This is a genomic window from Serratia sp. LSHTC3, assembly GCF_057197125.1.
This window is the reverse complement of record NZ_JBXUNP010000001.1, coordinates 273885-287218: the sequence shown is the minus strand read 5'-3', so window position 1 is coordinate 287218 and position 13334 is coordinate 273885. Positions and strand designations below refer to the sequence as shown.

At 61.0% G+C, this 13334-nt stretch carries 11 protein-coding genes; 4 read left to right on the top strand and 7 right to left on the bottom strand.

Annotated elements, in window-relative coordinates:
- Positions 1-10 precede the first annotated feature (10 nt).
- Entirely contained in the window at positions 11-931 is a 921-nt protein-coding gene (gene hemF, locus AC2CGI_RS01370; RefSeq protein ID WP_015378680.1) for an oxygen-dependent coproporphyrinogen oxidase, read from the top strand.
- Entirely contained in the window at positions 931-1386 is a 456-nt protein-coding gene (locus AC2CGI_RS01365) for a YaiI/YqxD family protein (protein WP_004936514.1), read from the top strand. Before hemF ends, AC2CGI_RS01365 begins: the two co-directional genes overlap by 1 nt.
- Positions 1387-1408: 22 nt before the next feature.
- On the opposite strand, the gene AC2CGI_RS01360 is transcribed toward AC2CGI_RS01365, so the two are convergent.
- The 4 genes from AC2CGI_RS01360 to AC2CGI_RS01345 form a co-directional block, all read right to left on the bottom strand.
- Positions 1409-3670 (bottom strand): TonB-dependent receptor domain-containing protein, encoded by a 2262-nt coding sequence (locus AC2CGI_RS01360; protein WP_004936517.1) that lies wholly within the window; start codon positions 3668-3670, stop codon positions 1409-1411.
- Between the two features lie 122 nt (positions 3671-3792).
- Positions 3793-5919 (bottom strand): S9 family peptidase, encoded by a 2127-nt coding sequence (locus tag AC2CGI_RS01355; RefSeq protein WP_080497825.1) that lies wholly within the window; start codon positions 5917-5919, stop codon positions 3793-3795.
- A 54-nt stretch (positions 5920-5973) separates the two neighbouring features.
- Positions 5974-6771 (bottom strand): TonB family protein, encoded by a 798-nt coding sequence (locus tag AC2CGI_RS01350; RefSeq protein ID WP_021505631.1) that lies wholly within the window; start codon positions 6769-6771, stop codon positions 5974-5976.
- A 102-nt stretch (positions 6772-6873) separates the two neighbouring features.
- Entirely contained in the window at positions 6874-7713 is an 840-nt protein-coding gene (locus AC2CGI_RS01345) for a ChaN family lipoprotein (RefSeq protein WP_015378685.1), read from the bottom strand.
- Between the two features lie 177 nt (positions 7714-7890).
- On the opposite strand from AC2CGI_RS01345, the gene mmuP reads away from it, so the two are divergent.
- Both mmuP and mmuM read left to right on the top strand, forming a co-directional pair.
- Positions 7891-9300, top strand: coding sequence for an S-methylmethionine permease (mmuP, locus tag AC2CGI_RS01340; RefSeq protein ID WP_015378686.1), 1410 nt, complete (start codon positions 7891-7893; stop codon positions 9298-9300).
- Entirely contained in the window at positions 9290-10228 is a 939-nt protein-coding gene (gene mmuM / locus AC2CGI_RS01335; RefSeq protein WP_076740555.1) for a homocysteine S-methyltransferase, read from the top strand. Before mmuP ends, mmuM begins: the two co-directional genes overlap by 11 nt.
- Before the next feature lie 9 nt (positions 10229-10237).
- Here the strand turns inward: mmuM and AC2CGI_RS01330 are convergent, their stop codons facing one another.
- Genes AC2CGI_RS01330 through maeB form a run of 3 tightly spaced genes read right to left on the bottom strand, consistent with a single transcriptional unit; the run spans position 10238 to position 13189 of the window.
- Positions 10238-10594: a type II toxin-antitoxin system death-on-curing family toxin gene (locus AC2CGI_RS01330; RefSeq protein WP_044030725.1), complete on the bottom strand. Its 357-nt coding sequence runs from the start codon at positions 10592-10594 to the stop codon at positions 10238-10240.
- Positions 10591-10902 (bottom strand): type II toxin-antitoxin system Phd/YefM family antitoxin, encoded by a 312-nt coding sequence (locus AC2CGI_RS01325; protein WP_226883089.1) that lies wholly within the window; start codon positions 10900-10902, stop codon positions 10591-10593. The genes AC2CGI_RS01330 and AC2CGI_RS01325 overlap by 4 nt, the downstream gene beginning before the upstream one ends.
- Positions 10903-10909: 7 nt before the next feature.
- On the bottom strand, positions 10910-13189 hold the full coding sequence (gene maeB, locus AC2CGI_RS01320; protein WP_004936542.1) for an NADP-dependent oxaloacetate-decarboxylating malate dehydrogenase: 2280 nt from the start codon (positions 13187-13189) through the stop codon (positions 10910-10912).
- Positions 13190-13334 lie beyond the last annotated feature (145 nt).

Here is a 13334-nt window from a genome sequence, read left to right as displayed (position 1 = left end):
AAGACCCCGCATGAGTTTACCTAACATCGCTGAAGTAAAATCCTTCCTGCTGGCGCTGCAGGATCACATCTGCGCGCAGCTCGCCCAGGCCGACGGCGGCGCCGTGTTCACCGAAGACCAATGGACGCGTGAAGAAGGCGGCGGCGGCCGCAGCCGCGTGCTGACCAACGGCGCGGTGTTCGAACAGGCGGGGGTCAACTTCTCGCACGTCTCCGGCGCCACTCTGCCGGCCTCGGCGACCGCGCACCGTCCGGAACTGGCCGGGCGCAGCTTCCAGGCGATGGGCGTCTCGTTGGTTATCCACCCGCTCAGCCCCTATGTACCCACCAGCCACGCCAACGTGCGCTTCTTCATCGCCGAAAAACCGGGCGAGGCGCCGGTGTGGTGGTTCGGCGGCGGTTTTGACCTGACGCCGTTCTACGGTTTCGCAGAGGATGCAGTGCACTGGCACCGCACCGCGGCCGAGCTGTGCGCGCCGTTTGGCGACGAGGTTTACCCGAAATACAAGCAATGGTGCGACGATTACTTCTTCATCAAGCACCGCAACGAAGCGCGCGGCATCGGCGGCCTGTTCTACGACGATCTGAACACCCCTGATTTCGACCATTGTTTCGCCTTCACCCGCGCGGTGGGCCAGGGCTTCCTCGACGCCTATCTGCCGATCGTCGAAAAACGCAAGGCCTTGACCTGGGGCGAGCGCGAGCGCCAGTTCCAGCTGTATCGCCGCGGCCGCTATGTGGAATTCAACCTGGTGTGGGATCGCGGCACGCTGTTCGGGCTGCAAACCGGCGGGCGCACCGAGTCCATCCTGATGTCGATGCCGCCGTTGGTGCGTTGGGAATATAACTACCAGCCGGAGGCCGACAGCCCGGAAGCGGCGCTGACGCGCGATTTCCTGCCGGTGCGCGACTGGCTGCAGGAGCCGAAATGATGCAGATTTGGGTCGATGCGGACGCCTGTCCGAACGTGATCAAAGAGGTGCTGTTCCGCGCCGCCGATCGCACCGCCATCACCGTCACGCTGGTGGCGAACCAGCCATTGCGCACGCCGCCGTCGAAGTACATCCGTTCGCTGCAGGTGGCGGCCGGTTTCGACGTGGCCGACAACGAGATCGTGCGCCGCTGCGAAGCGGGCGATCTGGTGATCACCGCCGACATCCCGCTGGCGGCGGAGGTGATAGAGAAAGGCGCGGTGGCGCTGAACCCGCGCGGCGAGCGCTATACGCCGGACACCATCCGCGAGCGCCTCAACATGCGCGATTTTATGGATACTCTGCGCGCCAGCGGCATTCAGACCGGCGGCCCGAACGCCCTGAACCAGCGCGACCGCCAGCAGTTCGCCAACGAGCTGGACAAATGGCTGCTGCAGGCGAAACGGGCGCAGTGACTGCGCCCTGCTCTGCTGCGGTTTAGAAGCGCACCTCCCCGCCGAAGATATAAGTCCGCCCACGGGCGGTGTTGGCGGCCGTCGCGTCATCCCCTTGGATCGGCAACATATTCAGTTTGTTCAACGCCTCGGAATAGCTCTTGTTCATCACGTTTTGCACGCTAAATTTCAGCATGACGTTGCGGTTGATCTGATAAGTGCTGTACAGGTCAATAATGGTAGGAATGTTCGGCATCTCTTGCTTCAGGATTTCACCGGTCACTTCGCTCTGTTCATAATCCGGCGACAAGCGACGCGTTTTGCCCGTGTATTTCACGATGCTGCCGACGGTTAGCGATTCATCAAGGAAACGCACCCCGGTATCCAACGTAAAATACATGTCCGGTAGTTCATTGATATCCCCGGCGCCGAAATAGGTGCTGGCGATGGAGGTCGGCTGCTCGGTGTGTTGCTTGCTGAAAGAGACGCGGGCGAATGCTCGACCGGCGTCATAGTTGGCTTCAACCTCAACACCATGCATGCGTACCGGCGTCAGAGAGTTGACGTAGATATACATGTTGTCCGAGTAATCTTCGCTCGCATCGGCCCAATCGTTTTCCAGATTTTCGCGATAACTGCATTTCCGCCCATTGCGGCATACCATGTAGGACTCGCTGAAGATGTAATTACGTACCTTACTGGTATAGCCCACGACCTTAAGGCGCAATGAATCTTCCTTCACCAACAGATCGTGTCCGTTGGCATTGAAGCCGGCCTGCCAGGTTTCCGCCCGTTCCCCCTTGAGGAACGGGTTCATCGATGCGCCACCCGAGTTGGAATAGAACACTTCTTGAATGTTCGGCGCACGCATCGATTTGCTGTAGCTGACGAATGGCTGCAACCACGGCGTCACCTGCGCCGATAGCATTACCGAAGGATTGAACCCTTGCTCTTTCAAATTGATGTTCGCGGCCCCTTGCGGGAAGCATTCCACGCGATAATCGCATTCAGGCTTGTAGCCGGTCAGCTTGTTGCTGGTGTAGTTCAGATTGAGATCGAGTTGATAAATATCCCGGTTAAGCTGCAGGCCGGTATATAAACTGCCGATTCGCTGCTCGCCGGATGGCGCGAAGGTGTTATTTTCTATCGCCTCCTGCGCCGTCTGCGCATTCTCTATCGCCGATTCAACATGTTTGCGGTATTGGTTGCGCATCAGCTTGCCGCCATAACTGAAGGCTACATCAGTATCCAGCAGGCTGAATCGGCTGGTGTTGTTGATATCCAGCGCATCGGAGCGGTTTTTTGCATTGGTGTTAAAGAAGGTGAATAGCGAACCGCCGTCGTATTTCTGATTGCCTTTACTGGTGCTGACGGTGAAGTTTAAATCCACCAGCTCCGAAAACGGCGCATAGTGATATTTGAGGTAGAGGTCATGACTATCGATATCGCGCCGAGAAAAGCGGTTTTGGTAGTTCCTGGCGGAAAACTCAATGCTATTGAACTCGTTAGGCTTGATATCCAGTTTGAACAGCTGTGACTTGGGATTTTGCTTCATAAATTCATCGTACCCAAAATCTTCGCTGCTGATACCGTCGCCATTGTTGAAGTTCGAATAAATAGAGCTCCCACTGACCGCGGCCATCGCGCCAATGCTGCCGGTATCGGTAAACGCCTGTCCCTTACCGGCGACGGCGATCATGCCGCTGCGGCCAATGCCGTTGCTGCCGACCGAGAATTTGGTTCTCACGCCGAAAGGATTGCCGGAAAAGATCACATCATCAACACCGATAGTGCGGAAGTTGGCGCTGCCCGCCAACGCGTTTACGCCGCTGCCGCCGCTGTTCTCACCGCGCGCCACGTCCACGCCGACGATGAAATTGGGGTCAATCAAAACGCCCGCCTGGTTATTGGTCGAACCGTGCGATATCACGCCAGACGTGGAAGTACCGTAATAGTTTTGGGTAATGCCATCGACCATGGTGTTGACCCGACCAAAGCCGCTCAGGCCGCGAATATTGACGCTGACCGCCCCCTGACTGGGGTCGATCTGGGTATAGGTGCCCGGCATGCTGCGCAGAATGCTGTCTACCGACTCCAGATTTTTGTTTTCGTCGCGCGAGCTGAATGCGCCAGGCTTCGCCAACGCCTCTTTTTCGCTGCTCTTGCCGCCGTCGGCGGCCGAGACGTTAAGCGGGCTGAACGCCACGCTGCCTTTATTGTTTTCCGCCTGTTCCTGCGCGGCCGCAGCCGGCCCGTACAGCGCCAGTCCCGCGCCGATCAGGCTCGCTATCATTTTGATTTTCATATATCCCCAGAAATAGCCAATAAGGTTTGATGGCCGACAATGCCCAGCAAAAAGCCCGCCGAAACGCGCGGTAAAAGATTGTTATTGTTTTATTGCGCCGCAGCGTGCCGCGGCGCTGAAGGTTATTTCTGCATCTGCCGATCCGCCGCCAAAATAAAGGCGTACTCCAGCGCGCCGTTTTCCAGCCGCGCCAGGCGGCCCGATTTGCCGCCGTGGCCGGCGGTCATGTCGGTGGAGAGCAGCAACAGCGAATCGCCCTGTTTGAAACGCCGCAGCTTCGCCACCCATTTGGCCGGCTCCCAATACTGCACCTGCGAGTCGTACAAACCGCTGGTGACCAGCAGGTTCGGATAATGCTGCTTGCGCACGTTGTCGTACGGGCTGTAGGACTTCATCAGCGCATAGGCGGCCGGCTGGTGCGGGTTGCCCCACTCCTCGTATTCCCCGGTGGTCAGCGGAATGCTGTCATCCAGCATGGTGGTCACCACGTCGACGAACGGCACCTGTGCCACCACCGCGTTGTACAGCTGCGGTGCCTGATTGATCACCGCCCCCATCAGCAAACCGCCAGCGCTGCCGCCCATGGCGTAGATGCGTCCCGGTTGGCCGTAGCCGCCGTTGATCAACGCCTGAGTGGCGTCGATGAAATCGTTGAAACTGTTCGGTTTGTGCGTCAGCTTGCCCTGTTTGTACCAGCTCTGCCCCAACTCGCCGCCGCCACGCACGTGGATCAGCGCATAGACGAAGCCGCGATCCAGCAGGCTGATACGGTTGGCGCTGAACGCCGGATCCATGCTCATGCCGTAAGCGCCATAGCCGTAGACCAGCAGCGGGTTATGGCCGTTTTTGAACAGCGATTTGCGATATACCAGCGAGACCGGCACCTTCACGCCGTCGCGCGCCGTGATCCAAATGCGTTCGCTGTGATACAGGCTGGGATCGACGCCTTTCACTTCCTGTTGCTTGAGCAGGGTGCGCTCGCCCTTGTTCAGATCCCACTCATAGGTGCGGGTCGGCGTGGTCATCGCCGAATAGCCGTAGCGCAACCGATCGCTGTCCGGCTCCGGGTTATAGCCCAACCAGGCCATGTAGCTGGCGTCGTCGAACGGGATGGCGCGCTCGGTTTTACCGTCCCAGCTGATTTGCCGCAGCTGCACCAGTCCGTTGGCGCGTTCCTGCACCACCAGCCAGTCGCGGAACAGGCTGAAGCTCTCCACCTCGTGCTGCGCCTGCGGCGCAATCAGCGTCTGCCAGGGGTTGCCCGCCGCCGCCGTGCGGTACAGGCCGAAGTTCGGATCCTGATGGTTGGAACGCAGATAGAACTCGCCGCGGTAGTGATCGAGATAATACTCGCGGCCATTTTGCCGGGCGGCGAACAGCTGCGGCTCGCGCTGCGGCTGGTTGGCGTCGATCAGGCGCACTTCGGAGGTGGTGTTGCCGCTGATGGTGAGTATCAAGTAGTCACGCGAAGAAGAACGGCTGAGGCTGAGGTAGAACGCCGGATCGTTCTCCTGGTACACCAGCTTATCTTCCGCCGTCGGCGTACCGTACTGATGGCGATAGACCTGGTACGGCAACAGCGTTTGCGGGTGGTTGCGCACGTAGAACAGGGTTTGGCTGTCGTTGGCCCACACCATGTTGCCGGAGGTGTTTTCCAGCGTTTCCGGCGACCAACGCTCACTGTCTATCTCGCGCAGGGAGATGCGGTATTGGCGGCGGCCCTGCAGATCTTCGGCTACCGCCAGGCGGCGGTTGTCCAGACTGACGTCCAGCGCCCCCAGGCGATAATAGGCATGGCCTGCCGCGCGCTGATTGGCGTCCAACAGGGTTTGCCACGGCGTGTCGCCGGTGAGCGCCTGGCGCTGATACCGCGCGAAATCTTTACCGGCGGCGTAGCTTTCCTGATAGCGATAGCCGTTGAGCTGATACGGCACCGAACGATCGTCAGGACTCATGCGGCCCAGCATCTCCTGATACAGCGTGGCGCGCAGCTTCTGGTACGGCGCCATCATCTGCTCGGTGTAGCGGTTCTCCGCCTTCAGGTAGTCCAGCACCTTCGGCTCTTTTCGGCTGTCGTCGCGCAGCCAGTAATAATCGTCGGTGCGCGTCTCGCCGTGGGCCGTCAGCGCTTTCGGCGCCCGTTCCGCCAACGGCGGCTGCGGTTGCGCCAGCGCGGCGCCGGCGACGCCTAAAGAAAGCCAGAGCGCGGCCGCGATGCGGCGACGCGGGGTGAATAACAGCGGATTCATAATCCCTCACGAAGTTTGAAAAGGCGGACGGCGGCGAGGCGGCGTCTGCGGGCATTAACGGCGGGCGTTCAGCTCCGCCAGATTGAAATCGATCGGCATCGTTACCCTGACGGCCCCCTGCTGCAGCATCTCCGGCGGCGGCGGCGGCAACGGCTGCGCGCGCGACACCACCGCCACCGCTTCCCGATCCAGCGACGCGGTGCCGGAACGCGCCAGCAGGATCACGTTCGATACCCGCCCCTGCGCGTCGACGCTGAAACTGACCTGCGGCATGCCGCTGCGCCGGCGGTTGCGGGCATCCGGGGGATATTCCTTGATGCGGTTCAGCTTGCCTTTCACCAGACTCTCCCACGACAGCTTGGCCTGCGCGCTGCTGTTGGCATCGCTGTTGATCGGCGCGGCGGTTTGGTGGGAGAGCGTCTGCGCCTGCGGCGCGGCGGCGCTGGACGCGGCGGCGTTGCGCGTCTCTTTGGCCTGTTCCTGCGGTTTCGGCTGCGCTTTTTGCGGGGGGCGGTGTTCGGCGCGCTTCTTCTGCGCCGTCACGATCTTCGCTTTATCGGCGCGCGCCAGCTTAGGCAGATCCGGCTGTTGCTGCTGCTCAGCGGGCTGCGCCGCGGCGGACTCCGCCTGCTGCACGCCCAGCGGCAGCGGTTTGCTTTCCGGCGCTTCAATCTGCGCCGCCCAGCTCATCATCACCGCCGGCGGCGGCAGCTCGACCGGCTCGAGCGCCGTCTGCGGCCAATAAAACAGCAGCACCAACGCCGCGTGCGCCGCCAGGGCGAGCAGCAGGCCGCGCGCCCAGCGCGGCTGCGGCAGCTCAAAGGCCGGAAGGGAATAAGACTGACTTAACATAGGGGCATTAGCTTGCTTAATTGCGAATGATTGCAGATCACATTTACTAATGATAATCATTTGCAACTATAATTAACACCCCTTTTCACTGCCTTAACGTATTCATTTCACTGATGGTGTGATCCACAGGTAGTCCGCCGTGTTCGCATCGACCTGTACGCCCGGCTCCGCCAGCATCAGCACCGTCGGCGCCGCCGCCGGTTGCAGATCCCGCACGTGCAGCGGCACGCCCACCGATTTGGCGGCGTGATAGCCGCCGGCGATCAACAGCGCGGGCGTGGGCGCCGCCAGCAAACGTTCCGCCATGCGCCGATCGCGCTGCTGCTGGATCGCCAACATTGCGTGCAGTTGGTCGGCCTCAATCTTGCCGCCGTGCGAAGTGCGGATGGTCTCTTCCAACGCCTTGCGCACCGCCGGCTGCGCCGATAGCTGCCCCGCCGGGAACTGCGGCTGCTGATAGAACGCCGTAATCTCGCTGCGATCCAGGTTGGCTGACCACAGCGGGTATGGCGCGCGCATCGCCGCCATCGTCACCCCGCCATACAGTTCCCACTTCCAGCCAGGCTGCCAGGCGATCAGCTCCGCCACGCGGCCGTCACGCACTGTGGGGTCGCTCTGCAGCCACTGCTTGACTTTGTCCACCTGCGCCTGCTGGTTCGGGTTGATCATCTCCATCAGCACGCTGCCCTGCGGCCGCCGCTGCGGCAGTTGCTGCACCAGCCATTGCTCAACCTGATGGTGGTAAGGATTGTCATGTTTTTCCCCGACGATCACCCGCGGCTGCTGCGCCAATCGCGTCAACAGCTGCTCCGGCGTCAGGCTCGCACCGCTGTGCAGATCGGTGATGCTCCCCAAACTCGCGATGTCATTGGCCGGTGCCTTCACCGGCGTTTGGCTGCAGGCGCCGAGCGCCAAGGCCGCCAATAAAATCAGATATCTCATCATGTTGTCCCATTAGCGAAAATGGCGACATTATAGATAATAATTATCATTTGCATATAGATCCGACTTAACGATTTTTTTACGCGGCGATCGCCGGTGGCGCATTGCGTTAAAAAGGCATTACGGGTATAACCAATAGCCATTCAGATATTTAGACGTCTATACGGATAGATTATTATGCACGCATCGGCGCCCGCCGCAGGGCAGTTCAAACGCAGCATGAAGGCCCGGCACCTGGTGATGTTGTCGCTGGGCGGCGTGATCGGCACCGGGCTGTTTTTCAACACCGGTTATATCATCTCCACCACCGGGGCGCTCGGCACCCTGCTGGCCTACCTGATCGGCGCGCTGGTGGTGTACCTGGTGATGCTGTGCCTGGGTGAGCTGTCGGTGGCGATGCCGGAAACCGGCGCTTTTCACGTCTATGCCTCGCGCTATCTGGGGCCGGCCACCGGCTATGCCGTCGCCTGGCTGTATTGGCTCACCTGGACGGTGGCGCTGGGCTCCAGCCTGACCGCCGCCGGATTCTGCATGCAGTACTGGTTCCCGCAGTCGCCGGTGTGGCTGTGGTGCCTGATCTTCTGCGCGGCGATTTTCCTGCTCAACGTCGTGACCACCCGTTTTTTTGCCGAAAGCGAATTCTGGTTTTCGCTGATCAAAGTGGTGACCATTCTGGCGTTCATCATTCTGGGCGGCGCCGCCATGTTCGGCCTGCTGCCGATGAAAGACGGCACGCCGGCGCCGTTCCTGCATAACCTGACCGCTTCCGGCTGGCTGCCGCACGGCACGCTGCCGATCCTGATGACCATGGTGGCGGTGAACTTTGCCTTCTCCGGCACGGAACTGATCGGCATCGCCGCCGGTGAAACCGAGAACCCGGAGAAAGTCGTGCCGCTGGCGATCCGCACCACGGTGATCCGCCTGATGCTGTTCTTTATCGGCACGGTCTTCGTGCTGGCGGCGTTGATCCCGATGGATCAGGCGGGGATCGTCAAAAGCCCGTTCGTGTTGGTGTTTGAACGCATCGGCGTGCCTTACGCCGCCGATATCTTCAACTTCGTGATCCTGACCGCCATCCTGTCGGCGGCCAACTCCGGCCTGTACGCTTCGGGGCGCATGCTGTGGTCGCTGGCCCACCAGCGTACCCTGCCGGCCTACTTTGCGCGCGTCAATGCACGCGGCATTCCGATCAACGCCCTGACCTTCAGCATGCTCGGCGGCGTGCTGGCGCTGCTGACCAGCGTGATCGCGCCGGACACGGTGTTCGTCGCCCTGTCGGCGATCTCCGGCTTTGCGGTGGTGGCGGTGTGGCTGAGCATCTGCGCCGCCCACTATGCTTTCCGCCGCGCCTATCTGCGCAGCGGCCAGCCGATAAGCGGCCTGAAATACCGCGCCCCCGGCTATCCATTGACGCCGATCCTCGGCTTTGCGTTGTGCCTGCTGGCCTGTATCGGGCTGGCGTTCGATCCGGAGCAGCGCATCGCGCTCTACTGCGGGCTGCCGTTCGTCGCCCTGTGCTACCTCACCTATTTCCTGACCCGGCGCGCCGGGCAAAAAACCGCTTTGGGAGAACAACATGTCGGTTAACAACCCCGTCGCCCGCCTGCTGGCCGAACAGCCGACGCTGATCCTGGACGGTGCGCTGGCCACCGAACTGGAAGCGCGCGGCTGCGATCTGACCGATCCGCTGTGGTCGGCCAAGGTGCTGATTGAAAATCCCGAGCTTATCTATCAGGTGCATCTCGATTATTTCAACGCCGGCGCTCAATGCGCCATCACCGCCAGCTATCAGGCCACGCCGCAGGGCTTCTTGCGTCGCGGCCTGGATCAGGATCGGTCGCTGGCGCTGATCGCCAAAAGCGTGCAGCTGGCGCAACGCGCGCGCCACGATTATCTGGCCGAACACCCGCAGGCCGCGCCGCTGCTGATCGCCGGTTCTGTAGGCCCGTACGGCGCCTATCTGGCCGACGGCTCGGAATACCGCGGCGACTATCGGCTGGCGCAGGATGACTTCATTGCCTTCCACCGCCCGCGCCTCGCCGCGCTGGCCGTCGCCGGCGTCGATCTGCTGGCCTGCGAAACGCTGCCGTCGTTCGCTGAACTGCAGGCGCTGCTGACGCTGCTGCAGGAGTTCCCGACGCTCGGCGCCTGGTTCGCCTTCACCCTGCGCGACAGCCAACACCTCAGCGACGGCACGCCGCTGACGGAGGTCATGTCCGCACTGCGCGGCAACCCGCAGGTGCTGGCGATCGGCATCAACTGCATCGCGCTGGACAAGGTCGCCCCGGCGCTGCGTCAGCTGAGCGCGCTGGCCGACAAACCGCTGCTGGTCTACCCGAACTCCGGGGAGCATTACGATGCGGTGAGCAAAACCTGGCACGCCTGCGGCGGCGAACACGGCAGCCTGGCCGATCAGGCGACGGAGTGGCGCGCGCTCGGCGCGCAATTGATCGGCGGCTGTTGCCGCACCACCCCGCAGGATATTCGCGCCATCGCCGCGCGCTGCAAGGCATGAGAATGGGAGTTATTCGGTTAGCCGGCGCAGTTGCTCCGCGGCTTGTTCAACGTTGAGGCGGCCTTGAGCTGCTTCAACCGTAATTTCGACCAGTTCTGCGTCTTCCCGCAGTGCAATGCCATTAATACCGAGAAATAGCGCCATGCTTTGGAAGGCCGTACGTTTGTTGCCATCAAGAAAAATGTGACCGTGGCTGATGGCGATGAGATAGAGCGCGGCCAAGCGGTAAACGTCGGTGACGTTCTCATAGTGGTAAGCATTGAGCACGCGGTTGGCTACAGCCTCAACTTTGCTGCCTTCCTGGCGGCCGTGAGGCACAATTTCAGCGTTGAATTCCGCAATATCCTCTGCGGTCAAAAAGATCATCTATTGGCCAGCGCCTTAATCGTATCCGCGTGTTTAGCCTGAATGCGCGCTTTCACTTTGGCTTTGACCAAAACCTCATAGTCGGCCTTACTGATGATGTAAACCTCATCGTGTCCGCGGCGCGTCACTTCCACCGGCTGTTTTTGCGCTTCCAAAAGCACCTCGGCCAAATTGTTTCTCGCCGCCGTGTAGCTAATCGTAGTCATTTTCTTTACCTGTACATGTACATATTTGACGATTATTTGTACCACGTCCGCTGGAAATAAAAAAGCCCCCGGCGCCAACGGCGCAGGGGGCCAGTCACTCATCCCGGCCTTACAGCGGTTCGGTCTGGGCTTCCACCACCGCCAGCGCCACCATGTTGACGATGCGGCGCACCGAGGCGATCGGCGTCAGGATGTGCACCGGCTTGGCGACCCCCATCAGCACCGGCCCGACGGTCACCCCTTCCGAGCAGGAGACGCGCAGCAGGTTGTAGCTGATGCGCGCCGCTTCCATGTTCGGCATGATCAGCAGGTTGGCCGAGCCTTTCAGCGGGCTGTCCGGCATCAGATCGTGACGGATGCTTTCCACCAGCGCGGCGTCGCCGTGCATTTCACCGTCGATCTCCAGCTCCGGCGCCAGCTCGTTCACCAGTTCCAGCGTTTTGCGCATCTTGCGCGCCGCCGGGCAGTCAGACGAGCCGAAGCTGGAGTGAGACAGCAGCGCCACCTTCGGCTCAATGCCGAAGCGGCGCACGGTTTCCGCCGCCATCAGGGTGATCTCCGCCAGCTGTTCCGGCGTCGGATCGTCGTTGACGTAGGTGTCGGCGATAAAGGTGTTGCCGCTCGGCAGCAGCAGCGCGTTCATCGCGCCGGCGACGTGCGCGCCTTCACGGAAACCGAACACGTTCTTCACCACGTCGTAATGCTCGTGGTAGCTGCCGATGGTGCCGCAGATCATCGCATCCGCTTCGCCGCGGTGCAGCATGATGGCGGCGATCAGCGTCGGGTTGCCGATCACCGCGCGGCGCGCCTGCTCTTGCGAGACGCCGCGGCGTTTCATGATCTGGTAGTACTCGCCCCAGTATTCGTTGAAGCGCGGATCCGACTCGTTGTTCACCACTTCGAAATCTTTGCCCGGCGTCAGCTGCAGGCCCAGCTTTTTCAAGCGCATCTCGATCACGCTCGGCCGGCCGACCAGGATCGGGAAGGCCAGCCCCTGCGACACCAGCTCTTGCGTGGCGTGCAGCACGCGCTCTTCCTCGCCTTCCGCCAGCACCACCCGCTTCATCTCTTTGCGCGCCTGCGAGAAGATCGGTTTCATGAACAGGTTGGTTTTGTAGACGAACTCCGCCAGCTTCTCCACGTAGGCGTCGAAGTCTTCGATCGGGCGCGTCGCCACGCCGGAATCCATCGCCGCCTTGGCCACCGCCGGCGCGATCTTGACGATCAGACGCGGATCGAACGGTTTCGGAATGATGTATTCCGGCCCGAAGGAGAGATCCTGATCGTCATACGCGGAAGCCACCACGTCGCTCTGCTCCGCCAGCGCCAGATCGGCGATGGCGTGCACGCAGGCCAGCTTCATCTCTTCGTTGATGGTGGTGGCGCCCACGTCGAGCGCGCCGCGGAAAATGAACGGGAAGCACAGGACGTTGTTCACCTGGTTCGGGTAGTCGGAACGGCCGGTACAGATGATGGCGTCCGGGCGCACCGCTTTGGCCAGCGGCGGCAGAATTTCCGGTTCCGGGTTGGCCAGCGCCATGATCAGCGGATCGCGCGCCATGGTTTTCACCATATCCTGCGTCAGGACGCCCGGGCCGGAGCAGCCGAGGAAGATGTCGGCGTTCGGGATGGCGTCGCCCAGCGTGCGCTGGCCGTTATCCTCGATGGCGTAGGCGGCTTTGGTCTGTTCCATATTGGCGTCGCGGCCTTTATAGATGACGCCTTTGGAGTCGCAGACGGTGATGTTCTGCTGACGCAGCCCCAGCGCCACCAGCAGGTTCAGGCAGGCGATGGACGCCGCGCCGGCGCCGGACACCACCAGCCGCACATCGGAGATGTTCTTCTTCACCACGCGCAGGCCGTTAAGCACCGCGGCGGTGGTAATGATCGCCGTGCCGTGCTGGTCGTCGTGGAACACCGGGATCTTCATGCGTTCACGCAGTTTCTGTTCGATGTAGAAACACTCCGGCGCCTTGATATCTTCCAAGTTGATGCCGCCGAAGGTCGGTTCCAGCGCGGCGATAATGTCGATTAATTTGTCAGGGTTATGCTCATCCACTTCGATATCAAATACATCGATACCGGAAAACTTCTTGAACAAAACGCCCTTGCCTTCCATCACCGGCTTACCGGCCAACGCGCCGATATTGCCCAGACCCAGTACCGCCGTGCCGTTGGAAATCACCGCCACCAGGTTGCCGCGCGCGGTGTATTTGTAGGCCGCCAGCGGATCTTCGGCGATCTCGAGACAAGGCGCGGCGACGCCCGGCGAATAGGCCAGCGCCAGATCGCGCTGGGTCGCCAACGGTTTGGTAGGGGAAACCTGGATCTTCCCTGGGACAGGAAACTGATGGAAATCAAGGGCACTCTGTTTGAGCTGTTCGTCCATTATGGATTCCTTTGTTTTTTGCTTTTATGTTGAGGTAAGGCTTTGAGGCTGCGCCCTGCCGTGGGCCATGGCGCCCAATTACAATGACAGGGCACAGCCTTGAAGTATAGTGAGAGAAACATCACAAACTTTGAAGCACGCCATA